This is a genomic window from Bacillus sp. BD59S, assembly GCF_007363175.1.
GTDB classification, from domain to species: domain Bacteria; phylum Bacillota; class Bacilli; order Bacillales; family Bacillaceae_G; genus Bacillus_A; species Bacillus_A pacificus.
In genome coordinates this window covers 3,999,284-4,023,668 of record NZ_CP034686.1, presented here as the reverse complement: position 1 = coordinate 4,023,668, position 24,385 = coordinate 3,999,284, and the positions used below count along the sequence as shown (strand labels likewise).

At 36.6% G+C, this 24,385-nt stretch carries 26 protein-coding genes; 23 read left to right on the top strand and 3 right to left on the bottom strand.

Translation table 11 applies throughout. The annotated features are described in order from the left end of the window. The first annotated feature begins 82 nt into the window (after window positions 1–82). The 21 genes from EKQ63_RS23125 (at window position 83) to EKQ63_RS23020 (ending at window position 19,763) form a co-directional block, all read left to right on the top strand. Window positions 83–832 carry a 16S rRNA (uracil(1498)-N(3))-methyltransferase gene (locus EKQ63_RS23125; RefSeq protein ID WP_001190157.1) on the top strand — a complete coding sequence of 250 codons (750 nt, stop codon included), beginning with the start codon at window positions 83–85 and terminating at the stop codon, window positions 830–832. 6 nt (window positions 833–838) lie between these two features. Next, the gene (gene mtaB / locus EKQ63_RS23120; RefSeq protein ID WP_087954270.1) at window positions 839–2,191 is read left to right on the top strand and encodes a tRNA (N(6)-L-threonylcarbamoyladenosine(37)-C(2))-methylthiotransferase MtaB; all 1,353 of its coding nucleotides are present in this window, start codon (window positions 839–841) and stop codon (window positions 2,189–2,191) included. A gap of 394 nt (window positions 2,192–2,585) precedes the next feature. Further along, window positions 2,586–2,759 (top strand): 30S ribosomal protein S21, encoded by a 174-nt coding sequence (gene rpsU / locus EKQ63_RS23110; RefSeq protein WP_000048061.1) that lies wholly within the window; start codon window positions 2,586–2,588, stop codon window positions 2,757–2,759. 15 nt (window positions 2,760–2,774) lie between these two features. Further along, on the top strand, window positions 2,775–3,218 hold the full coding sequence (locus EKQ63_RS23105) for a GatB/YqeY domain-containing protein (RefSeq protein ID WP_000054571.1): 444 nt from the start codon (window positions 2,775–2,777) through the stop codon (window positions 3,216–3,218). A 108-nt stretch (window positions 3,219–3,326) separates the two neighbouring features. Next, window positions 3,327–3,620 carry a sporulation protein YqfC gene (gene yqfC / locus EKQ63_RS23100; RefSeq protein WP_000732266.1) on the top strand — a complete coding sequence of 98 codons (294 nt, stop codon included), beginning with the start codon at window positions 3,327–3,329 and terminating at the stop codon, window positions 3,618–3,620. A 176-nt stretch (window positions 3,621–3,796) separates the two neighbouring features. Then, window positions 3,797–4,996, top strand: coding sequence for a sporulation protein YqfD (yqfD, locus tag EKQ63_RS23095; protein ID WP_143881544.1), 1,200 nt, complete (start codon window positions 3,797–3,799; stop codon window positions 4,994–4,996). Between the two features lie 3 nt (window positions 4,997–4,999). Then, window positions 5,000–5,959, top strand: coding sequence for a PhoH family protein (locus tag EKQ63_RS23090; RefSeq protein WP_087995411.1), 960 nt, complete (start codon window positions 5,000–5,002; stop codon window positions 5,957–5,959). Between the two features lie 193 nt (window positions 5,960–6,152). Continuing rightward, window positions 6,153–8,297, top strand: coding sequence for an HD family phosphohydrolase (locus EKQ63_RS23085; protein WP_016718495.1), 2,145 nt, complete (start codon window positions 6,153–6,155; stop codon window positions 8,295–8,297). Further along, window positions 8,294–8,764, top strand: coding sequence for an rRNA maturation RNase YbeY (ybeY, locus tag EKQ63_RS23080; protein ID WP_000054691.1), 471 nt, complete (start codon window positions 8,294–8,296; stop codon window positions 8,762–8,764). The genes EKQ63_RS23085 and ybeY overlap by 4 nt, the downstream gene beginning before the upstream one ends. Beyond that, the gene (locus tag EKQ63_RS23075) at window positions 8,761–9,114 is read left to right on the top strand and encodes a diacylglycerol kinase family protein (protein ID WP_000715476.1); all 354 of its coding nucleotides are present in this window, start codon (window positions 8,761–8,763) and stop codon (window positions 9,112–9,114) included. Before ybeY ends, EKQ63_RS23075 begins: the two co-directional genes overlap by 4 nt. 99 nt (window positions 9,115–9,213) lie before the next feature. Further along, on the top strand, window positions 9,214–9,612 hold the full coding sequence (locus EKQ63_RS23070; protein WP_001086294.1) for a cytidine deaminase: 399 nt from the start codon (window positions 9,214–9,216) through the stop codon (window positions 9,610–9,612). Continuing rightward, window positions 9,605–10,510, top strand: coding sequence for a GTPase Era (era, locus tag EKQ63_RS23065; RefSeq protein ID WP_001080241.1), 906 nt, complete (start codon window positions 9,605–9,607; stop codon window positions 10,508–10,510). The genes EKQ63_RS23070 and era overlap by 8 nt, the downstream gene beginning before the upstream one ends. Before the next feature lie 176 nt (window positions 10,511–10,686). Further along, complete coding sequence (locus tag EKQ63_RS23060) at window positions 10,687–10,830, top strand: YqzL family protein (protein WP_000883924.1); 144 nt, start codon at window positions 10,687–10,689, stop codon at window positions 10,828–10,830. A gap of 33 nt (window positions 10,831–10,863) precedes the next feature. Beyond that, window positions 10,864–11,610 (top strand): DNA repair protein RecO, encoded by a 747-nt coding sequence (gene recO / locus EKQ63_RS23055; protein ID WP_000487010.1) that lies wholly within the window; start codon window positions 10,864–10,866, stop codon window positions 11,608–11,610. Window positions 11,611–11,717: 107 nt separating this feature from the next. Continuing rightward, entirely contained in the window at window positions 11,718–12,350 is a 633-nt protein-coding gene (locus EKQ63_RS23050) for a transcriptional regulator CcpN (RefSeq protein WP_000583759.1), read from the top strand. Between the two features lie 29 nt (window positions 12,351–12,379). Then, on the top strand, window positions 12,380–13,192 hold the full coding sequence (locus EKQ63_RS23045) for a pyruvate, water dikinase regulatory protein (protein ID WP_000368943.1): 813 nt from the start codon (window positions 12,380–12,382) through the stop codon (window positions 13,190–13,192). Window positions 13,193–14,046: 854 nt separating this feature from the next. Beyond that, window positions 14,047–15,843 (top strand): DNA primase, encoded by a 1,797-nt coding sequence (dnaG, locus tag EKQ63_RS23040; protein ID WP_048550869.1) that lies wholly within the window; start codon window positions 14,047–14,049, stop codon window positions 15,841–15,843. Window positions 15,844–15,902: 59 nt separating this feature from the next. Continuing rightward, complete coding sequence (rpoD, locus tag EKQ63_RS23035) at window positions 15,903–17,030, top strand: RNA polymerase sigma factor RpoD (protein ID WP_000764060.1); 1,128 nt, start codon at window positions 15,903–15,905, stop codon at window positions 17,028–17,030. A 385-nt stretch (window positions 17,031–17,415) separates the two neighbouring features. Then, window positions 17,416–17,772 carry a cytochrome c550 gene (gene cccA / locus EKQ63_RS23030; RefSeq protein WP_087954274.1) on the top strand — a complete coding sequence of 119 codons (357 nt, stop codon included), beginning with the start codon at window positions 17,416–17,418 and terminating at the stop codon, window positions 17,770–17,772. A gap of 165 nt (window positions 17,773–17,937) precedes the next feature. Beyond that, a complete protein-coding gene (locus tag EKQ63_RS23025) occupies window positions 17,938–18,645 on the top strand; it encodes a tRNA (adenine(22)-N(1))-methyltransferase (protein WP_087954275.1) in 708 nt (235 codons plus the stop codon). Then, window positions 18,642–19,763, top strand: a complete 1,122-nt coding sequence (locus tag EKQ63_RS23020) for a Nif3-like dinuclear metal center hexameric protein (protein ID WP_143881543.1) — start codon at window positions 18,642–18,644, stop codon at window positions 19,761–19,763. Before EKQ63_RS23025 ends, EKQ63_RS23020 begins: the two co-directional genes overlap by 4 nt. Window positions 19,764–19,803: 40 nt before the next feature. On the opposite strand, the gene EKQ63_RS23015 is transcribed toward EKQ63_RS23020, so the two are convergent. Further along, window positions 19,804–20,754, bottom strand: coding sequence for a 4-hydroxy-3-methylbut-2-enyl diphosphate reductase (locus EKQ63_RS23015; RefSeq protein WP_000706665.1), 951 nt, complete (start codon window positions 20,752–20,754; stop codon window positions 19,804–19,806). Window positions 20,755–20,843: 89 nt separating this feature from the next. Next, entirely contained in the window at window positions 20,844–21,581 is a 738-nt protein-coding gene (vrrA, locus tag EKQ63_RS23010; protein ID WP_143881542.1) for a VrrA/YqfQ family protein, read from the bottom strand. 180 nt (window positions 21,582–21,761) lie between these two features. Between vrrA and EKQ63_RS23005 the strand changes: the two genes are divergently transcribed. After that, window positions 21,762–23,072, top strand: a complete 1,311-nt coding sequence (locus tag EKQ63_RS23005) for a DEAD/DEAH box helicase (protein ID WP_087954278.1) — start codon at window positions 21,762–21,764, stop codon at window positions 23,070–23,072. A gap of 134 nt (window positions 23,073–23,206) precedes the next feature. Next, a complete protein-coding gene (locus EKQ63_RS23000) occupies window positions 23,207–24,103 on the top strand; it encodes a deoxyribonuclease IV (RefSeq protein ID WP_000912469.1) in 897 nt (298 codons plus the stop codon). Between the two features lie 19 nt (window positions 24,104–24,122). On the opposite strand, the gene EKQ63_RS22995 is transcribed toward EKQ63_RS23000, so the two are convergent. Beyond that, entirely contained in the window at window positions 24,123–24,377 is a 255-nt protein-coding gene (locus EKQ63_RS22995; protein WP_001048963.1) for a DUF2624 domain-containing protein, read from the bottom strand. Window positions 24,378–24,385: the final 8 nt, after the last annotated feature.

Below are 24,385 nucleotides of genomic sequence, written 5' to 3'. Positions count from 1 at the left end.
TGTTATATGAAAAATGATAACGTTTCGTTCTTTTCGTAAGTATTGGCTTACGAAAGGAACGAAACTCTACTAAGGTGATTATATGCAACGTTATTTTGTAGAAGAGAAATATGTAAATGAGACAAGTATTCGCATTGTAGGTGATGACGTCCATCATATCGCAAGAGTAATGCGTATGTCAGCTGGAGATCACATTTATTGCTGTGTAAACGGAAAAACAGCCGTATGTTCAATTGATGAAATTACCAGTGAATTTATTAATACGGCTATTGTAGAATGGGTAGAGGCGTCAAGTGAACTTCCTGTTTTCGTGACGATTGCAAGTGGACTGCCGAAAGGAGACAAGCTAGAGTTAATTTTTCAAAAAGGAACTGAGCTTGGGGCAGCTGCATTCTTACCATTTCAAGCATCTCGCTCTATCGTAAAATGGGATGCAAAAAAAGCTGATAAAAAAGTTGAGCGTTTAAGAAAAATTGTGAAAGAAGCTGCGGAACAATCACATAGAAGTGAAATTCCAGAAGTACACGCCCCAGCATCGTTTAAACAATTGCTGTCAATGAGTGGTGAGTATGATGTTTGCCTTGTTGCTTACGAAGAGGAAGCGAAACAAGGGGAGAAATCTAATTTTGCGAAAGCTTTAACGATGATGAAACCAGGTCAAAAGTTATTGATTGTATTTGGCCCAGAAGGCGGTTTGGCTGAGGAAGAGATTACAGCGCTTCGTGAACATAAATTTGTACCATGTAGTTTAGGACCAAGAATTTTAAGAACAGAAACGGCGCCGTTATACGCGTTAAGTGCTGCTTCGTATCATTTTGAATTGATGGGGTGATGATCAATGTCAACTGTTGCGTTCCATACGTTAGGTTGTAAAGTAAACCACTATGAAACAGAAGCCATTTGGCAATTGTTTAAACAAGGTGGATATGAAAGAACTGAATATGAAAAGAAAGCTGATGTATATGTTATTAATACATGTACAGTAACGAATACGGGGGATAAGAAAAGTCGTCAAGTTATTAGACGTGCTGTTCGTCAAAACCCAGATGCGGTTATTTGTGTAACAGGATGTTATGCACAAACATCTCCAGCGGAAATTATGGCGATTCCAGGTGTAGATATTGTAGTTGGTACACAAGATCGTGAAAAGATGTTAGGATACATCGAAGAATTCCGTAAAGAGCGTCAGCCAATTAATGCTGTGCGTAACATTATGAAAACACGTGTATATGAAGAACTTGATGTACCTTACTTCACGGACCGTACACGCGCATCTTTAAAAATACAAGAAGGTTGTAATAACTTCTGTACATTCTGTATTATTCCTTGGGCGCGTGGTTTAATGCGCTCTCGCGATGGGAAAGAAGTTATTAAACAAGCGCAGCAATTAGTAGATGCAGGCTATAAAGAAATCGTATTAACAGGTATTCATACAGGTGGGTACGGTGAAGATATTAAAGATTATAACTTAGCTGGATTACTTCGTGATATGGAAGTGGAAGTAGATGGATTAAAACGTCTTCGTATTTCTTCTATTGAAGCGAGTCAGATTTCAGATGAAGTAATTGAAGTGTTAGATAAGTCTGAAGTAGTTGTACGTCACTTACACATTCCGTTGCAATCTGGATCTAATACTGTATTAAAGCGTATGCGTCGTAAGTATACGATGGAATTTTTCCAAGAGCGCTTAGATCGTTTGAAAGAAGCGTTACCAGGTCTTGCGATTACATCAGACGTAATCGTTGGTTTCCCAGGTGAAACAGAAGAAGAATTCATGGAAACATACAATTTCATTAAAGAGAATCGCTTCTCTGAGTTACACGTATTCCCGTACTCAAAACGTACAGGAACACCTGCAGCGCGTATGGAAGATCAAGTTCCTGAAGATGTGAAGAATGATCGTGTTCACCGTTTAATTGAACTATCTAATCAATTAGCGAAAGAGTATGCATCACAGTTTGAAGGAGAAGTACTTGAAATTATTCCAGAAGAACAATTTAAAGAGGGTGACCGTGAAGGCCTATATGTAGGTTATACAGATAACTACTTGAAAATTGTATTTGAAGGATCAGAAGAATTAATCGGTAAACTAGTGAAAGTAAAAATCACAAAAGCTGGTTATCCATATAACGAAGCGCAATTTGTTCGTGTCCTTGAAGATGATGTGAAAAAGGAATCAGCAAGCGCATAAAGTGAAGCTTTAATCAGCGTGGGATTCATTTCCCGCTGATTATTAGCCCGCGCCAATCGGGATAAAAAAGCATGCAAACGGAAACGATTTGCATGCTTTCTTTTTTAGTGGAGAAGTTAAGTACTGAAAATGTACGAAATGAGTAGTTGTTTCGTACGTTCCTGCATGAAAAAAAGTGTAATGACAAAAATATAGTTGCCTTCAGGGGAAAGGATAGCAGCTATCTGTATAGTTTTTGAAAAAGGAAGAGCATCTATTCTTCTTTTATTCTGCCAAATAGTTGACCTGAAGTGATAAAATGTATTATAATCGTAAAAGACATGCTGAAGAAGTGTTTCTTTTTGCATGCTGAAGTTAGTATGTAAGTGTGATGTTTCGGAGGGAGGGAAAGAGAATGTCAAAAACAGTCGTTCGTAAAAACGAGTCTTTGGAGGATGCACTTCGCCGTTTTAAAAGATCGGTTTCTAAAACTGGTACACTTGCTGAAGCAAGAAAGCGCGAGTTTTATGAAAAACCAAGTGTAAAACGTAAGAAGAAATCTGAAGCGGCAAGAAAGCGTAAATTCTAAGAGAGGGTGTAAGTTATGAGTCTTCTCGGTCGTTTAAACGATGATATGAAACAAGCGATGAAGAATAAACAAAAAGAAAAATTAACCGTCATTCGTATGGTTAAGGCTGCTTTACAAAATGAAGGTATTAAACTACAGCATACTCTTACTGAAGAAGAGGAACTAACAGTTTTAGCTCGTGAAGTAAAACAGCATAAGGACTCCCTCCTTGAATTTAAAAAAGCTGGTCGTGAAGACCTTGTTAATAAACTGCAAAGTGAAATTCAGATTTTAAGCGCATATTTGCCGGAGCAATTAACGGAAGAAGAGCTAGTTGATATAATCAAGCAAGTTATTTCTGAAGTTGGTGCGACTTCTAAAGCAGATATGGGTAAGGTGATGACTGCTGTTATGCCGAAAGTAAAAGGTAAAACAGATGGATCGCTTGTGAATAAGCTGGTTATCCAGCTATTAGCATAAAAAAACGTCTCATTTCGTATGAGACGTTTTTTTATGCTTTTTTTCAGTTTGGACGTGATATTACAAGCTCTTTTTTCATACATATGGGATGAGAGGGGGTCTTTTGGGATGAAAAAATTAGAACAAATGAAGAATTGGTTAACGAAGCAAATAGACCTGCCAGTGGATGTGCTAATGGATCTACCTCGGATCACGCTTGTTGGGCAAGTGCATATCTATATAGAAAATCATCGAGGTTTATTAGTGTTTTCAGATAAAGAAGTAAGATTGTTGTTAAAGCATGGTCAGTTATTAATTAAGGGGCAGTCCTTTGTTATTAAAACAATCCTTCCGGAAGAACTTTTGCTTGAAGGGATAATTGAGCAAGTGACGTTTTTAGAAGACGAACAGAAAGAGAAGTAAGGGAAACTTCCGTATGTGAAGTTTTTCTTCTTTGTTCTAATGATTTGCCCCTACTATGTAGTTTATCCCGCTATTTATGGAAAATAAAACTCTTTATTTCATTTTCGTACGAGCTATTTTGCTAATTAAAGTGAAAAGTAGTGTGTCTACTTTTGGAAAGGTAGTGAAGGTAGTAGATGAAAAATAAATGGTTTATAAAGTGGCTTGGATATGTAAAGGTACGAATTGAAGGTAGAGGAGCGGAACGGTTCGTTAACGAATGTGTGCGTAGAAAATTATTAGTTTGGGACGTTAAGAAAATCGCTGATGAAACGTTAGTCTTTTGTATGCTATTACGAGATGTGAAAAAAATAAAGCCAATTTATAGAAAAAATGAGTGTAAACTATATTTTATTGGGCGTTACGGTTTTCCTTTTTGGAATAAGCGCCTAATTAAAAATAGTGGATTCTTAATTGGGTTTTTAATTTTCTTTTTTGGTATGATTGCATTATCGAATATGGTTTGGAAAATTGAAATTACAGGAGCGAAACCTGAAACAGAATATATATTGATGAAAGAATTGGACAAAATGGGTATTAAAAAAGGAAAATTACAATTCCAAATGCCTAGTGTAGAAGATGTACAACGTCATTTGACGGACAATATTAATGCGATTACTTGGGCAGGACTAGAAGTAAGGGGAACGACGTACCATTTTAAAATTGTTGAAAAAAATGAGCCGAAAAAAGAAAAGGAACAAAGGCCGCAAAATTTAGTGGCAAAAAAAGAAGCGATTGTTACAAAAACATTTGTTGAAGTTGGAAAACCAGTCGTTTTAAAAAATGATCATGTAGAAAAAGGGCAGCTTCTCGTATCAGGGATATACGGTAATGAGGAGAGTCCAACGATTGTTTCGGCGAAAGGTATTGTATATGGAGAAACGTGGTACACATCTGAGGTGAATGTACCACTCAAGACGCAATTTCAAGTATATACTGGTAATACGTATAATGAGCATTATCTTACATTTGGGAGTACGAAAATAAAAATATGGGGATTTCAGCATGATAAGTATAAGCGCTCCCGTACGGAAAGTGTAAAAAATGATGTGAAATTATTTGGTTTTACACTGCCGATTGCATATGAAAAAGATATAGTGCGGGAAGAGGAAGAGGCGAACCGAGAATATACAGAAAAACAGGCAATGAAAGTAGCGAAAGAAATGGCTGAAAAAGAACTAAAGAAAAAATTGGATGAACATGCTATGATTGTAAGTGATAAGATTTTGAGTAAAGAGGTTGAGGCGGATCAACTAAAAGTCACTTTGCATTATACTGTGATTGAAAATATTGCAGAGCCACAACCGATATCCGAATCCGATATTCAAGGAGACTGAGTAATGGCAGAACAATTAGTAGAAATAAACCAACAATTGGAAAATACTAACGAAGCAATCGCTCTTTTTGGAGTTAATGATGCTCATTTGAAAGTAATTGAACGGGAACTGAATGTATCGATTGTAACTAGAGGTGAAACTGTTCATGTATCTGGAGCAGTTGAAAATGTGACACTCGTAGAAAAAATCTTACAGCAATTACTTGTTGTTATTCGAAAAGGTGTGTCAATTACAGAAAGAGATGTTGCGTATGCAATTCAGCTCGCACAACAAGGAAAAATTGCTCAATTTGAAGAGTTATATGAAGAAGAAATCTTTAAAACGGCAAAAGGTAAATCCATTCGTGTAAAAACGATGGGACAAAGAAGATATATTCATGCAATGAAGAAAAATGATATTGTATTTGGAATAGGACCTGCCGGGACTGGGAAAACATACTTAGCTGTAGTAATGGCTGTAAGAGCTTTAAAGCAAGGGTATGTAAAGAAAATCATTTTAACGAGACCGGCTGTAGAAGCTGGAGAAAGTTTAGGGTTTTTACCAGGTGATTTGAAAGAGAAGGTAGATCCGTACTTACGTCCATTGTATGATGCTCTGCACGATATTCTTGGACAAGAATATACGCAGCGTATGATGGAGAGAGGTGTAATTGAAATCGCGCCTCTTGCTTATATGAGAGGACGTACGCTCGATGATTCATTTGTTATTTTAGATGAAGCGCAAAATACAACGGGTGCACAAATAAAAATGTTTTTAACAAGATTAGGTTTTAGTTCTAAAATGGTTATTACGGGGGATCCCTCACAAGTAGACTTACCAAAAGGGGTAAAATCAGGGCTTACGCTAGCCTCTAACATTTTATCTGGTGTATCAGGTCTTTCATTCATTACGTTAGAACAAACGGACGTTGTAAGGCATCCACTGGTACAACGTATTATTGAGGCATATGATAAAATGGAATGATCCTATTTGTCAGGATCATTTCTTTTTGTATTAAGGTTGGCGAACGGCATATTTTTTACTATCATAAAAGATAAGAGAAATAAACTATAGGTACTGGTGTATAAAAATGTTACCTAAAAGTATCGTTGGCTAGAAGAAATGAAAGCTATAAATAGTTTCACTTTATTTCTAGAGAGGAGAAGGTATTGAAATCATGTTAAGATCTCAAGAAATTTCTAAGTGGTTTCGTAATTTACAACATTCGAAAAAACTAAGTTGGATTTCTTACGTTTTATTAGGAGCAGTGCTGTTTTTTGCACTTATGAATAATGTGAAACCAGAGCAATTAGATGTTGATATGTATTCTATTGCGAAAAAAACAATTCATTCTCCTATTAAAATTGAAGATAAGGTTATAACGGAAAGAAAAAAACAAGAGGCCGCTCAAAAAGTCGGGGATCAATATACATATAGAAGTGAATATAAACAAAATAGAGTAGATATTGTAAATGATGTTTTTGCTAAGGTGAATGAAGTAATTCAGGAGATGAAAGCTGCTGGACCTGAAGAGCAAAAAAAGATGACCGATGCGAATAAATTAGAAAAGTTGAAGAAGAAGTTGCCATCTAATTTAACGAAGGAATTATCGGATGAGAATTTATTATACTTTATTAATGCAGAACCGGATCAATTAGAATTAGCAAAGAATGCGGCTTTAACGTCTGTTAGCGTTATCATGGGTGGAAATATTAAAATGTCCGAAGAAATGGCAGCGAAAGAGCGATTTGTTAATGAAATGAAAAGCCTGAATGTGAATAGCGGATTGAAAGAAGCTGTGAATGCGCTAGGATCATATGCGATTACAGCAAACTATTTCTATGATCCGGCTGTAACGAAAGAGAAGAAGAAAGCAGAAGAAGATTTAGTTCCACCTGTTTATATTCTTCAAGGACAAGTTATTGTTAGAGAAGGTGAAACAATTTCAAGTGATATGTATAATCAGTTGAAATTAGTCGGTTTATTAGAGAAAGGTAATAGTTTTCAGCCTTATGTTGGATTAGCGGTGCTCATTGGTGTGTTACTATACTTTATGCATAAACAGTTTGAAGTATTTTTACAGCGGAAAAGAGAAGACAAACCGTACATTTTAGCATATATTACAATTTTGTCTATCACGATTGTTTTAATGAAAATTATTAGTTTGTTTCAAAAGCTTGAATATGCAGGAATTGCGTATGTTGTCCCAGTTGCGATGGGGACGATACTTGTAAAACTAATGATTGGCGATCGATTTGTATTTTTAACAAGTATGATTTTTTCTGTGTGCGGAAGTATTATGTTTAATGAAGGAGTAACAAGTACACTGAATTATAGTGTGGGTATTTATGTGTTATTAAGTTCATTATCAGTGAGTATTTTCTTAAGAGAAAAAAATCGTCGTACGATGATTTTACAAGCTGGTATACTCGTATCTATCTTAAATGTAGTCGTCTTGGCGGCGTTATTATTATTACGTAATGGGAATTTTTCACCTCTTGAAATTGGTACGCAATTATTAATGGCTTCCCTTTCAGGAATTATCTCATCCGTTTTGGCTATGGGGATATTACCATATTTAGAAAGTGGACTTGGAATTGTATCAAGTATGAAGCTTATGGAACTATCAAGTCCGAATCATCCGCTTTTGCGTAGAATTTTATTAGAAGCGCCAGGAACATATCATCACAGTGTAATGGTAGCGAATCTCTCTGAGGCAGCTTGTGAAGCAGTTGGAGCAAATGGTGTATTAGCGCGTGTAGGGGCGTATTATCATGATGTAGGAAAGACAGTACAACCGCAATTCTTTATTGAAAACCAGATGGGAATTGAGAATCCACATGATAAATTAGATCCTGTGACGAGTAAAGATATTATCATTGCTCATGTAACAGATGGAGTAAAGATGCTCGAAGAATACCATATTCCGCAAGAAATTATTGATATTGCTGGACAACACCATGGTACAACGCTCCTTAAATATTTTTATTATAAGGCGATTAAAGAAGATAAAGAAAAATATACAGAAGAGATGTTCCGTTATCCGGGATCAAAAGCAACTTCTAAAGAATCGGCAATCGTTGGTATTGCGGATAGTGTTGAGGCGGCGGTACGTTCTATGAATCATCCAACGCCAGAGCAAATTAATAATTTAGTACAAAGTATTATTAAAGATCGCCTGCAAGATGGGCAATTTAGTGAATGTGATTTGACATTTAAGGAACTACAAATCGTTGGAAAAACGTTATGTGAAACGTTAAATGGTATTTTCCATTCGCGTATTACATATCCGGAACCACCGGAAGAAAAGGAGAAAGAATGAGTTTATTAATTGATTTCATTGATGAAACAGAAGAAGTGAAAGAAGAATATGTGAATTTAATTCGTGAGATATTAGGAAAAGCAGCTCAAATGGAAAAAATAGAGGATGGTGCGGAGTTATCAGTGACATTTGTAGATAATGAACGCATTCGCGAGATTAATCGTGATTACCGAGATAAAGATCAGCCTACTGATGTCATTTCCTTTGCCATGGAAGAAATGGGAGAAGGGGAAATGGAAATTGTGGGCGCAGAAATGCCGCGTATGTTAGGTGACCTTATTATTTCTATTCCGAGAGCGAAAGAACAAGCTGAAGAGTATGGACATTCTTTTGATCGTGAACTTGGCTTTTTAGCGTTACATGGCTTTTTACATTTGCTTGGTTATGACCACATGACAGAAGAGGATGAAAAAGAAATGTTTGGAAGACAAAAAGAAATTTTAGAAGCATTTGGATTAGGACGATGAAAAAAGGAAAACTTATAGATAGTTTTGGATATGCTATAGCAGGTGTATTCTTTTGTCTTCGTCATGAACGAAATATGAAAATTCATTATGTAGCCGCAGTCATTGTTATATGCTGCGGCTTTTATTTCCATATTACGAAAGTAGAGTGGATGATATTACTTATTGTAATAGGAATTGTAATGAGCTTAGAGATGGTAAATACGGCTGTGGAAAAAACAGTAGATTTAGCGACTGCTGATATACATCCGTTTGCGAAAGTCGCAAAGGATGTCGCAGCAGGAGCGGTTTTGTTGTTTGCGATAATAGCCGTTATAATTGGTGCTATTATCTTTTTACCGTATGTGGTATAGTTGCATTCCAAAGCTTTTATTAAGCTTTGAAGGTGCCGTAAAGGCCTTTAATAAGAGAGTGTATCTATTCACAGCTGTGAACAGGAAGGATGCGGGAATATGAATAGTAAACAATTAATTCAAGAAGCAATCGAAGCGCGTAAACAAGCGTACGTACCATATTCTAAATTTCAAGTAGGTGCAGCATTATTAACACAGGATGGAAAAGTATATCGTGGATGTAATGTTGAGAATGCGTCATATGGCTTATGTAACTGTGCAGAAAGAACAGCTTTATTTAAGGCGGTTTCTGAAGGAGATAAAGAGTTTGTAGCTATCGCGATTGTGGCGGATACGAAGCGTCCAGTACCTCCTTGTGGAGCATGTCGACAAGTTATGGTAGAATTATGTAAACAGGATACGAAAGTATACCTATCAAATTTACATGGTGACGTTCAAGAGACAACAGTCGGAGAATTGTTACCAGGAGCATTTTTAGCGGAGGATTTACATGAATAGAAAAGGTTATAAATCAGGTTTTGTCTCTATTATTGGCAGACCGAATGTTGGGAAATCTACATTTTTAAATCGTATTATTGGTCAAAAAATTGCTATTATGAGTGACAAGCCACAAACAACTCGTAATAAAATTCAAGGCGTATATACAGAAAATGATTCACAAGTAATTTTCATTGATACACCAGGAATACATAAACCGAAACATAAACTAGGCGACTTCATGGTGAAGATGGCGCAAACGACATTAAAAGAAGTTGATATCGTTCTGTTTATGGTTAATGCTGTCGAAGGTTTTGGTCGTGGTGAAGAATTCATCATCGAGAAGTTAAAAGAAACGAAACAACCAGTATTTTTAGTTATTAATAAAATTGACCAAGTTCACCCAGAACAATTATTAGAGCTAATTGATCAATATCGCAAATTACATGACTTTGCAGAAATCGTACCAATTTCTGCATTAGACGGTAATAACGTAGAGGCTCTAATTGGTACAATTAAAAAGTATTTACCGGAAGGACCACAATACTATCCAGATAATCAAGTAACGGATCATCCGGAGAGATTTATTATTGCAGAGCTTATTCGTGAGAAAGTACTACATTTAACACGTGAAGAAGTGCCGCATTCTGTGGCTGTTGTTATCGATGCAATTCAAAAACGCGAGGGCGGGGCAGTTTATATTAATGCAACGATTGTTGTTGAACGTCCGTCGCAAAAAGGGATTATTATCGGAAAACAAGGGAAGATGTTAAAAGAAGTCGGTAAGCGAGCTCGTTTTGATATTGAAGCATTACTTGGTTCTAAAGTATTTTTAGAAGTATGGGTAAAAGTGCAAAAAGATTGGCGTAATAAAATGTCTCAGCTTCGTGACCTTGGTTTCCGCGAAGACGAGTATTAAAATAGAGTAAAGCTGTAATCAGCGGATGTTTTGTTCATCCGCTGATTATTGGTTTTTATGAGTTTTGATAAATTAGGAAAAATTTTTCTCACATGAAAATGGACAAAATGGGTCAATTTAATAACAACAAAGGAAATTGGTTTATAGGCTACGCTTATTGAGAAAGGTGGATTCTTATGCTAGATTTTACCTGGAAGTTTTTCTCCAAAACAGGAAGCATTGAGACGTATTTGCTTTTGAAAGAAATGGAAAAAGACGTAAACGATGAGATGGATCAACATGAAGAGGAGCTAGCGCATCTAGACTCTCCAATTTCTTGACCCGTTTTGTTCAAACCTTGGATGGTGACGAACATGTTTCAAAAAGTTGAGGGCATCGTTATCCGTACGACAGATTACGGAGAAACGAACAAGATTGTTACAATATTCTCAAGAGAATTGGGTAAGGTAAGTGCAATGGCAAGAGGAGCGAAAAAACCGAAAAGCCGGTTAGCATCTGTTTCGCAACTTATGACACATGGTCATTTTCTTATTCAAATGGGATCTGGACTTGGAACTTTGCAACAAGGCGAGATTATTTCAACTATGAAAGAAATTCGCGAGGATATATTTTTAACTGCTTATGCATCATTTATTGTTGAGTTAACTGATAAAGCAACAGAAGATAAAAAACATAATCCATATTTATTTGAAATGTTATATCAAACGTTGCATTATATGTGTGAGGGTGTTGATCCAGAAGTATTATCATTAATTTATCAAACGAAAATGCTTCCGGTATTAGGGATGCGCCCGTACTTTGATACATGTGCGATTTGTCATCAAGAAACAGATTTTGTCGCCTTCTCTGTTAGGGAGGGCGGTTTTCTGTGCTCACGTCATGCTGAGCAAGATCAGTATCGTATACCAGTGGGGGAAGCCGTTCATAAATTATTGCGTCTTTTCTACCACTTCGATTTACATAGACTGGGCAATGTATCAGTGAAGGATAGCACAAAAAAACAAATGCGTTTAGTATTGAATACATATTATGATGAATATTGCGGGATTTATTTGAAATCAAGACGTTTTTTAGAACAACTTGATAAGTTTCAAATATAATTTGGGGCCGTATACGGTCCTTTTTACATCCTTTCTTTTTCGAATAGCATATTTAGTATATAATATTTAAGAGATAGTATAACTTTTTTCGTTGTGCATTAAAGGTGGTGATTATCATAGAGCTGAATAAACGGCAAGAACATATCATTCAGATTGTAAAAGATCACGGTCCTATTACAGGGGAGTCAATTGCTGCGCAATTGGGATTAACACGTGCAACGCTAAGACCAGACTTAGCAATTTTAACGATGGCTGGTTATTTAGAAGCACGTCCACGCGTAGGTTATTTTTATACGGGTAAAACTGGGGGGCAGTTATTATCTGAAGCTGTTAAGAAAATTAAAGTACAAGATTATCAATCTAGACCGGTTGTAATTGATAAAAATGTATCAGTATACGATGCGATTTGTACTATGTTTTTAGAGGATGTAGGTACATTATTCGTTGTAGATCAATCGACTCTATTAGTAGGCGTTGTATCTCGTAAAGATTTATTACGAGCTAGCTTAGGGAAGCAGGATTTAACCTCACTTCCGGTTAATATTATCATGACAAGGATGCCAAACATCGCGATGTGTCGTAGAGAAGATTCTTTATATGATATTGCGATGGAATTAATAGAAAGACAGATTGATGCGATGCCAGTTGTAAAAGATACGAAACAAGGTTTAGAAGTGGTTGGACGAATTACAAAAACAAATATTACACGTGCGTTTGTAAACTTAGTAAATAACGAATAAGTGTAATTTGTTTAAAGTGAGGTAATGTAATGGATAATAAAATCGTATATGTCGTATCTGACTCTGTAGGAGAAACGGCTGATTTGGTTGTTCGAGCAGCAATGGGTCAATTCCCATTTGCTCCTGATATTAGACGTGTGCCGTATGTAGAAGATACAGGGACATTAAAAGAAGTGATTTCGATTGCTAAGAGCAATCAAGCACTTATTTGTTTTACGTTAGTAAAGCCTGACATGCGCCAATATTTAGTGACAGAGGCTGCAAAAGAAGGTGTAGAGGCATATGATATTATTGGCCCTCTAATCGATCAAATTGAAGAAATTACAGGGCAAGTGCCTAGATATGAGCCTGGTGTTGTTCGTAGATTAGATGAAGAATACTTTAAAAAGATTGAAGCGATTGAGTTTGCGGTGAAGTATGATGATGGTAGAGATGCACGTGGTATTTTAAAAGCAGATATCGTGTTAATTGGGATTTCGCGCACATCAAAAACACCACTTTCTCAATATTTAGCTCATAACAAACGTTTGAAAGTTGCCAACGTACCACTCGTACCAGAAGTAGATCCGCCTGAAGAATTATATCAAGTGGCTAAAGAAAAATGCTTCGGTTTGAAAATTACGCCAGAGAAGTTAAATCATATTCGAAAAGAGCGATTGAAATCACTTGGACTAAGTGACGGAGCAACATATGCCAATATTAATCGTATTAAAGAAGAGATTGATCACTTTGAGAATGTAGTTAGTAAAATAAATTGTCAAGTAATTGATGTATCGAACAAAGCGATTGAAGAAACAGCTAACATTATTGTGAATGCAGTGCAAAACCAAAAAATGTTTTAGCACATTTACCAAAGGTGAATGTGCTTTTTTCGCTCGTGAGAAACACAGTGCCTGCTGATTTCGTAATAGATGATAGCGAAGTGGTTATACTTATATTCTTCTGTCTTTTTATTATGCTAAAGATAGGGGGCTGCTATCCTGAAATAGAAGATGAAAAAATAAAGGGATATGTAGCGTAGTTGAAGAAAATATATTATAATAAAAAATTGTGATAAAAACCTATATTTTACGTTTAGACTTTAATTTTTCAGAATAAACTAGGGATAGGATTTAAGAAAAGACATGTAATTACGTTAAATCGACAAAATCTATACAAGAAAACGCACATTATGGAAGGATTCGCAGAAGGGATGTAGAATACAGAAATATGCAAAACATCAATATGGTATGAGTTGATGCAGATGCATATACTGTGAAGGCTGACAATTGTGCGAGTTGGAACGAAATTTCATGTCAAAATGTTGTTTGTCACATCGTATGCTCATCGTTTAAGGAAGTAGCGAGGGAATTTGGATCTATGTAGATGCTGAATAAGCAAAAGTTGATTTCTTTATATGTATCAACATGCAAAAAAAAACAGATCTCGTGATCACATAGGATATGGTGCTTGCTAGTCTTCTTGTGAAAAAGTGCATATGTATTGTCCCCATGAGGTACATTTGTAATAGATGAGCAAATGGATACAATTTTATATAATAGGTACGTATCTGCGAAGTTACGCAGAAAAGAGTCTGCAAAATCGCTTGATAACGTGATCGACAACATTTTCTAATAAGTTTAGAAAAAATATTGTCGAATTATAAAGGAATTTTTCAATTTATATCGAATACAAAATACGACACGGAGATGGAGTTATGGGGAACAGAATTCCTGAAGAAGTTGTTGAACAAATTCGGACGTCATCCGATATTGTCGAAGTGATTGGTGAATACGTTCAACTTAGAAAACAGGGACGTAACTATTTCGGCCTTTGTCCGTTTCATGGTGAGAATTCTCCTTCATTCTCTGTTTCATCTGATAAGCAAATTTTTCATTGCTTCGGATGTGGAGAAGGTGGAAATGTATTTTCCTTTCTAATGAAAATGGAAGGACTGGCTTTTACCGAAGCTGTTCAAAAGCTAGGTGAAAGAAATGGAATTGCGGTTGCAGAGTATACATCAGGGCAAGGACAACAAGAAGACATATCTGATGACACTGTCATCATGCAACAGGCTCATGAACTTTTAAAAAAGTATTATCATCATTTATTAGTAAATACAGAAGAAGGAAATGAAGCACTTTCGTATTTGTTAAAACGTGGTATTACAAAAGAGATGATTGAGAAGTTTGAAATTGGTTATGCGTCACCTGCTTGGGATGCAGCAACGAAAATTTTACAAAAAAGAGGTTTATCGTTGTCTAGTATGGAACAAGCTGGTCTTCTCATAAGAAGCGAGAAGGATGGTAGTCATTATGATCGCTTCCGTGGAAGAGTTATGTTTCCAATCTATACGTTACAAGGTAAAGTGATAGCGTTTAGTGGAAGGGCGTTAGGAGATGACACTCCGAAATATTTAAATAGCCCAGAAACACCAATTTTTCACAAAAGTAAATTGTTGTATAACTTCCATCAAGCAAGGCCGTTTATTAGAAAACGTGGGCAAGTGGTCCTTTTTGAAGGGTATGCCGACGTACTAGCTGCGGTAAAAAGTGGTGTGGAAGAAGCTGTTGCGACAATGGGAACAGCTTTAACTGAAGAACAAGCAAAACTTCTGCGACGTAACGTTGAAACTGTTGTTCTTTGCTATGATGGTGATAAAGCAGGGCGAGAAGCGACGATGAAAGCAGGGCAATTATTGTTGCAAGTTGGTTGCCAAGTGAAAGTTACATCCTTGCCAGATAAGCTTGATCCTGATGAATATGTGCAACAATATGGGACAACTGCTTTTGAAAATCTTGTGAAATCAAGTATAAGTTTTGTTGGTTTTAAAATAAATCATTTGCGTTTAGGGAAAAATTTGCAAGATGAGTCGGGCAAAGAAGAGTATGTGAAAAGTGTTTTAAAAGAGTTATCGTTGTTACAGGATGCGATGCAGGCAGAATCATATTTGAAGTCATTATCGCAAGAATTTTCGTATTCAATGGAAACACTTTTGAATCAATTGCACCAATATCGCAAAGAACAAAAGGTACAACAAAAACAAGTAAAGCAGGTTTCTAAGCCGTCTCAAATTGTTCAAACAAAACCGAAGTTAACAGGTTTTGAAAGGGCTGAAAGAGAAATTATTTACCATATGTTGCAAAGTCCAGAAGTGGCCGTTCGTATGGAATCCCACATAGAAGATTTTCATACAGAAGAACATAAAGGGATTTTATATGAACTATACGCATATTATGAAAAGGGAAATGAACCTTCAGTCGGAACATTTTTAAGTTGGCTCTCTGATGAAAAGTTGAAAAATATTATTACTGATATTTCGACGGATGAATTTATTAATCCAGAATACACAGAAGAAGTGTTACAAGGCCATTTGGAGACGCTTAGACGTCATCAAGAAAAACTTGAAAAGATGGAAATCATCTTCAAGATAAAACAAATGGAAAAGACAGATCCTGTAGAGGCTGCTAAATATTATGTAGCATATTTACAAAATCAAAAAGCGAGAAAATAGCTTTTTTGATAAATTTTTAGTATAATGAATGTTTGTATCTCGCGTAAGGAGGGGAACAGATGGCTGACAAACCAGCTCGTTCTAAACAAATTGAAACTGAAATGACCCTTGAGCAAGTGAAAGAACAACTCACTGAGCTCGGAAAAAAACGTGGCGTTCTTACATATGAAGAGATTGCAGAACGCATGAATGGATTTGAAATTGAATCCGATCAAATGGATGAATACTATGAATATTTAGGTGAACAAGGGATTGACTTAGTTGGCGACAATGACAACGACGAAGGCCCTAATAATCGCCAAATAGCAAAATCGGAAGAAGAATTCGACCTCAATGATTTAAGCGTACCACCAGGGGTTAAAATCAACGATCCTGTTCGTATGTATTTAAAAGAAATTGGTCGTGTAGATTTACTATCTGCAGAAGAAGAAATTCGACTTGCAACGCGTATTGAAGAAGGCGATGAAGAAGCGAAACGTCGTCTTGCAGAAGCAAACTTACGTCTTGTAGTAAGTATTGCAAAGCGCTACGTGGGCCGTGGTATGCTTTTCTTAGACTTAATCCAAGAAGGGAATATGGGTCTAATTAAAGCGGTTGAAAAGTTCGATTATCGTAAAGGTTTCAAATTTAGTACGTATGCAACTTGGTGGATTCGCCAAGCAATTACACGTGCGATTGCAGACCAAGCAAGAACAATTCGTATTCCAGTTCATATGGTTGAAACGATTAATAAGTTAATTCGTGTACAACGTCAATTATTACAAGATTTAGGACGTGAACCATCTCCTGAAGAGATTGGTGAAGAAATGGATCTTGCTCCAGAAAAAGTACGTGAAATCTTAAAAATTGCACAGGAGCCAGTTTCTCTTGAAACACCGATTGGTGAAGAAGATGACTCCCATTTAGGTGATTTCATTGAAGACCAAGAAGCAACATCACCTGCGGACCATGCAGCGTATGAATTGCTAAAAGAACAATTAGAAGATGTGTTAGATACACTAACAGATCGTGAAGAAAATGTTCTACGTCTTCGTTTTGGTTTGGATGATGGACGAACTCGTACGCTTGAAGAAGTTGGGAAAGTATTCGGCGTAACGAGAGAACGTATCCGTCAAATTGAAGCAAAAGCATTACGTAAATTGAGACATCCAAGCCGCAGTAAGCGCCTTAAGGATTTCTTAGAATAGGCTACCTTTAAGTTTACTTCACCTTTGTGAAGTAAACTTTTTTATTTTGTTAATTTTTGTTAAACTTTAGCTGTCAGCAACGATTACAATTTCTTGTAATTTATTTTACAGAATTGTCTTTTGATTTGCAAATGCTCATTTTTCGATTTTTCGATTAATTTTGTTTATTCTATACAAAAATATATGTAGAAAAGTGAAAAATATGATGAGAAACGTTAGTAATTATCGAAATAATAAGCGATATAACAATAAAAAACAATAAACTGAATTTATGGAATATTTTTAACGATTAGCAGTTTACTCTTTTCTGATAGAGCGTTTTCAAGTACAATGGAAATGACTGAATCATCTAACTATTTAGGGGTATAGAGGGGGGAGAAGAGATATGAAACGTAATCCGCTGATTCCGTTCGCTCTTATTGCAGCATTGGGTATTATCGTTATGTTTGTATTTTCATTTCAGGGGCTAAATAAATCTAAAGAGTTAGCTGATGCAAAAAATGGCGGGAAACCAGCACAAACAGCATCCAAGCCAGAGGATATTGTGAAACAAAGCTGTACGAGCTGCCACGGTGATCAGTTACAAGGGGCGGTAGGACCTAATTTACAAAAGGTTGGTGGGAAACTTTCAAAGGATGAAATTAAAGAAATTCTTTCGAAAGGAAAAGGCAATATGCCTGCCAATATAGTTCCAGCTGATCAGGCCGCTAAAGTAGCTGATTGGTTATCAAAGAAAAAATAAAGTTCCGTATGACAAGCCTTTTGCTTATGCAAAGGGCTTGTTTTTCTATATTTTCTCAAATACGATGAATGATAGAGATGTGAATTGTTGTTATGGGCTTGCAACAACTACTATAAATTCATTATCATGGAGACAGACTGACAAGAGAAGGAGTAATGGAAATACATGAATGAAGTAAAGCTTTCAAAACGATTAGAAGAAGTTGTGCGTGAAATACCAGTAGGATCTACAGTTGCTGATATTGGATCGGATCATGCGTATTTACCGTGCTATACAATTATAAATAATATTGCTACTAAAGCAGTTGCTGGAGAGGTTGTAGATGGACCATTTCGCTCTGCACAAGCAACTGTAGCTGAAAGTGGCTTACAAGATAAAGTAGATGTGCGTAAAGGGAATGGATTAGCTGTTATCGCGCCAGGAGAAGTAGATGTAATTACGGTTGCTGGAATGGGCGGAGCGTTAATTCGTGATATTTTAGAAAGTGGTAAAGAAAAATTAGAAGGTGTAACACGTTTAATTTTGCAGCCGAACATTGCAGCGCATCACATTCGTGAATGGTTTATTGAGAATGGATGGGAGCTTATCCATGAAAAAATCGTAAAAGAGGATGGGAAAATTTATGAGATTTTAGTAGGGGAGCGAGGAAATATTACGGTTCCTTACTCTGAAAATAAACAGGCTGAATTATTTATGGGACCATTTTTAATGAAAGAAAAAAGTGAAGCTTTCGTTGAAAAGTGGGAAGGAGAATTGAAAAACTTCCAAAATATTTTAAAGCAGTTAGAACGTGCGGTTGATTCTGAAGAAACAAAAGCGAAGCGTGCGGAAGTTGAAGCGAAAATGAAAATGATAGGGGAGGTTTTATCATGAGTAAAATTCCAAATGGCCATGAAATTATTTCTTTATTTGAAAGTATGTATCCGAAGCATTTGGCGATGGAAGGAGATAAGATTGGGCTGCAAATTGGAGCGCTTAATAAACCTGTGCAACACGTATTAATTGCGTTAGATGTAACGGAAGAAGTTGTGGATGAAGCAATTCAATTAGGAGCGAATGTCATTATTGCGCATCACCCTTTAATTTTTAACCCGCTAAAAGCGATTCATACAGATAAGGCATATGGGAAAATTATTGAAAAGTGTATGAAAAATGATATTGCAATCTATGCAGCACATACAAATGTGGATGTTGCTAAGGGTGGGGTAAATGATTTACTTGCTGAGGCGTTAGGATTGCAAAATACAGAAGTTTTGGCACCGACATATGCAGAAGAAATGAAAAAAATTGTTGTGTTTGTGCCTGAAACTCATGCAGAAGAAGTAAGAAAAGCATTAGGAGATGCAGGTGCTGGTCATATCGGCAATTATAGCCACTGTACGTTTAGCAGTGAGGGTACAGGTATGTTTATGCCTCAAGAGGGAACAAATCCTTATATCGGGGAAACTGGGCAGTTAGAACGCGTAGAAGAAGTGCGAATCGAAACGATTATTCCAGCTTCATTACAGCGAAAAGTAATTAAAGCAATGGTAACGGCACATCCATATGAAGAAGTAGCATATGATGTGTATCCGCTTGATAACAAAGGTGAAACATTAGGGCTTGGAAAAATAGGATATTTACAAGAAGAAATGACACTTGGACAGTTTGCAGAACATGTAAAGAAATCATTAGATGTAAAGGGTGCGCGAGTTGTTGGAAAATTAAATGATAGAGTGCGCAAAGTAGCTGTACTTGGTGGTGATGGTAACAAATACATCAATCAAGCTAAATTTAAAGGAGCAGATGTATATGTAACGGGTGACATGTATTATCATGTGGCTCATGATGCGATGATGCTCGATTTAAATATCGTCGACCCAGGACATAACGTTGAAAAAGTAATGAAGCAAGGCGTACAAAAGCAATTACAAGAAAAAGCAGATGCAAAAAAACTGAATGTACATATTCATGCTTCGCAATTACATACAGATCCATTTACATTTGTATAAGAAAAATAAAAACCGTTGCTCATGAAGGCAACGGTTTTTATTATTGTTCTTTTTTCACTTTTACACGAGGTAATATTTTTTGTAACGGTACTTTTCGAACTCTTTCCCATGTAGCAGGATTCATTGGGTCATATTGCTCTAAGAAAGCGATAACCTCTTTTGTAATTGGAGTTGGAGTAGAAGCACCTGCTGTAACAGCTACGTTTTCTACACCTTGTAGCCATTCTAATTTGATTTCACTTACATCTGCAACGCGGTATGCTTTCGTACCAGCAATTTCTTGTGATACTTGTGCTAAACGGTTTGAGTTATTACTTTTCGGATCACCGACAACAATTGTTAAGTCTGCAACATCAGCTTGCTTAGCAACCGCTTCTTGGCGAACTTGAGTTGCTAAACAAATTTCCTTATGGAATTCTGCCGTTGGGAATTTCTTCTGAATGTCCTCCATTAAATGTTGAACATCCCATTGACTCATCGTTGTTTGATTTGTAACTAAAATTTTATCCGTTGGAATTTCTAATGTTTTTAAATCATCGGCTTTTTCGATAAGATGAACGATATCAGGTGCGATACCAACTGCGCCTTCTGGTTCTGGATGATTTTTTTTGCCGATATAAATGACATGGTAACCTTCAGCCTTCTTTGCTTCAATAAGGTCATGTGTTTTTGTAACATCTGGGCAAGTGGCATCGATTGTTGTTAAACCTTTTTCTTTTGCACGTTGTTTAACTTCTGGAGAAACACCGTGTGCAGTGAAAATAACAGTACCAGAATCGATTTTATCTAAAATGTCTAATCGACTTGGACCATCTAATGTGATGATGCCATCTTCTTCGAATGCATCTGTTACATGTTTGTTGTGAACAATCATACCTAAAATATAAATAGGTCTTGGTAATGATGTATCTAATGCGGCGTTACGTGCAATAACCATCGCGTCCACAACACCGTAGCAATAACCACGAGGGGAAATTTTAACAATTTTCATATGAGTAATCCTCTCCTTCTAAACAAGGGATACTTTTGTGCATAGTCTTTTACATTATAAAGGAGGAGTGGATAGAAAACAAAGGATTGTTACACATATAGTTTTGGTTTTGTTGCTATTTTTTGAACAGGCTCCTCTCGTACTTCTTTTTCTATGACTGGCTCAATCACCATTTTTTTTCTTTTTCTTTTTTTGGGTGGAGGATGTGGAGTTGCTACCTCAACCTTTTCTGTTACGTCTTCAGTTTGATCTTCGGTTGGATTTTCTTCCGTACTTTTTCCAGAGGTGAGGATCTTAACAATGCTTGGTAGGTTACGCATAATGGGACCGTACTGTTCCACGACAGGGCTTACAGATTGAACGACTTGTGATACTTTTTCGATATTATTTATCATAGTAGTTGGATTCGAAATTAAATTCGAAAAAAAACTACCGATGCCACTACTTGATGCGGTTGGAGTTGTTGCGCCGCCGCGCGTTTCGTTTGATTCATACATTTGAGGAGGGACCATTTGCTCGGGATGCTGCTGCATGTATGGTTGATATTGCTGTTGATATTGCTGCGGGTATTGTTGTTGGTATTGTTGCTGATATTGCTGTCGATATTGAGGTGGCGGTTGCTGGTGCATCATTGGCGGTCCTTCCATTTGTCGATAAGGCGGAACCATTTGCATGTAAGGTTCGGTTGGATCGTGTTTTTTAAAGAGTTTAGCAAGAAATCCTTTCTTTTTTTGTGCCATCGGTGGTAGTTGTGGAATTGGGTATGGTGTATAAGGTTGCTGCCCTGGATTCGGATACATTTGTCTCATGGGGGATTTTGGAAACATGTGAGAAATCCTCCTTTCTTCAGTTAGGTATATACACATACAATATGCAATAAGAGGGAAGAAGGTTAGTTTTTGAAGTAAAAACCTAAACTAAAGATGGATTTTACTTGTAGATTTCGATATAATGTAGACTTGACTGATTTGTGCGCGCAGTAGAAATTTAGAAAGAAGGTGTAACTTATGACACAACAAACTTTTACACAGTATGATTTTAAACCATTTTTAATAGATGCAGTTCGTGAACTACGCTTTACAGAGCCGACAGGAATTCAGCAGAAAATTTTCCCGGTCGTGAAAAAAGGTGTAAGTGTAATTGGACAATCCCAAACAGGTTCTGGGAAAACACATGCATACTTACTTCCTACATTGAACAGAATTAACCCAGGTCGTGAAGAAGTACAACTTGTTATTACAGCGCCTACTCGTGAGTTAGCACAACAAATTTACGAAGAAATCGTGAAATTAACAAAGTTCTGTACGGAAGATCAAATGATTACAGCACGTTGTTTAATTGGTGGAACTGATAAACAACGATCAATTGAGAAGTTGAAAAAACAACCTCATATTGTAGTTGGAACGCCAGGACGTATTAAAGACTTAGTAGAAGAACAAGCACTGTTTGTTCATAAAGCAAATACGATTATTGTCGATGAAGCAGACTTAATGCTTGATATGGGATTCATTCATGATGTAGACAAGATTGCAGCACGCATGCCTAAAAACTTGCAAATGTTAGTTTTCTCTGCAACAATTCCTCAAAAACTAAAACCGTTTCTGAAGAAATACATGGAGAATCCAGAGCATATTCATATCAATCCAAAACAAGTTGCGGCTGGAAATATTGAGCATTATTTAGTGCCTTCTAAACATCGTAACAAAATCGATTTAGTGAAAAGAATGTTACTACAATTTAAACCGTATTTAGCAGTTGTTTTCACGAATACGAAGAAAATGGCAGATCAGGTTGCTGACGGATTAACGGAACGCGGCTTAAAAGTTGGACGAATTCACGGAGATTTATCACCTCGTGATCGTAAAAAAATGATGAAACAAATTCGTGACCTTGAATTCCAATATATTGTTGCAACTGATTTAGCAGCGCGTGGTATTGATATTGAAGGAATTAGTCATGTTATTAACTACGAACTTCCATCAGATTTAGATTTCTTCGTTCACCGAGTGGGAAGAACAGCACGTGCAGGCCATTCAGGTATTGCAGTGACGATTTATGATCCAGCAAACGAAGAAGCGTTAGATAGTTTAGAAAAACAGCGTCATATCGAGTTTAAACATGTAGATTTACGCGGAGATGAGTGGGCGGATTTAGGTGAACGTCGTCGTCGTAAGAGCCGTAAAAAACCAAATGATGAACTTGATGTTATGGCAACGAAAGTTGTTAAAAAGCCGAAAAAAGTAAAACCAAACTATAAACGTAAACTTGCAACAGAACGTGACAAAGTGAAGAGAAAATATAGCAATAAAAAAAGATAAGGGATTTCCCTTATCTTTTTTTATCCCGCTATTTACGGGGATAATAATCAGTGGAGAATGGAAAAAACAATTCACTACATATTTCTACAAATTATGCTATCATTATATCTATTGTATATTGAAGAGGTGATTGTATGTTAAAGATTGGATCTCATGTTTCTATGAGTGGTAAGAAAATGTTATTAGCAGCAAGTGAAGAGGCTGTTTCATACGGTGCAACGACGTTTATGATTTATACAGGTGCACCGCAAAATACAAGAAGAAAACCAATTGAAGAATTGAACATAGAAGCAGGAAGAAAACATATGGAACAAAACGGTATCGAAGAGATTATCGTACATGCGCCATATATTATTAATGTTGGAAATACGACGAAGCCAGAAACATTCCAATTAGGTGTAGATTTCCTTCGTATGGAAATTGAGAGAACATCAGCATTAGGTGTGGCAAAACAAATCGTTCTTCACCCAGGTGCGCACGTTGGTGCAGGGGCAGACGCTGGTATTCAACAAATTATTAAAGGACTGAATGAAGTATTAACGCCAGACCAGACGGTGAACATTGCGTTAGAAACGATGGCAGGAAAAGGAACAGAATGCGGCCGTAGCTTTGAAGAAATTGCAAAAATTATTGATGGTGTAACATATAATGAAAAACTATCAGTATGCTTTGATACATGCCATACGCACGATGCAGGATATGACATAGTAAATGACTTTGACGGTGTATTAAACGAATTTGATAAGATTGTTGGTATCGATCGTTTACAAGTACTTCATATTAATGATAGTAAAAATGTACGCGGCGCAGGAAAGGACCGTCATGAAAATATCGGTTTCGGACATATCGGTTATAAAGCATTGCATCATATTGTGCATCATCCGCAATTGATGCACGTACCAAAAATTCTTGAAACGCCATATGTAGGTGAAGATAAAAAGGACAAGAAGCCGCCATATAAATTAGAAATCGAAATGCTGAAAAATGGTACTTTTGATGAAGGACTTCTTGAAAAAATTAAAGCGCAATAAGGAGGGGAATATCCCCTCCTTATTTTAGTAGTTGCTGAAATAAAGTATTTACTTGTTGAGCAGTAGCGGGCGAGGTTACTTGAGCTATTTGTTTTAAGAGCGCTAGTCGTTCGTCATTATCGTAAATGTTAATATTCTTTCCTTTCATAAGTCCAACAATTTGATCAGCTTGTGCAGTCGTAATTGGAACGTCATATTCTTTACTATATTTCAATAATTCCTTTGTAGAAATATGATTTAATTTTTTATTTACAAGTTGTTTAATGAGGTTCATCGAGTTAT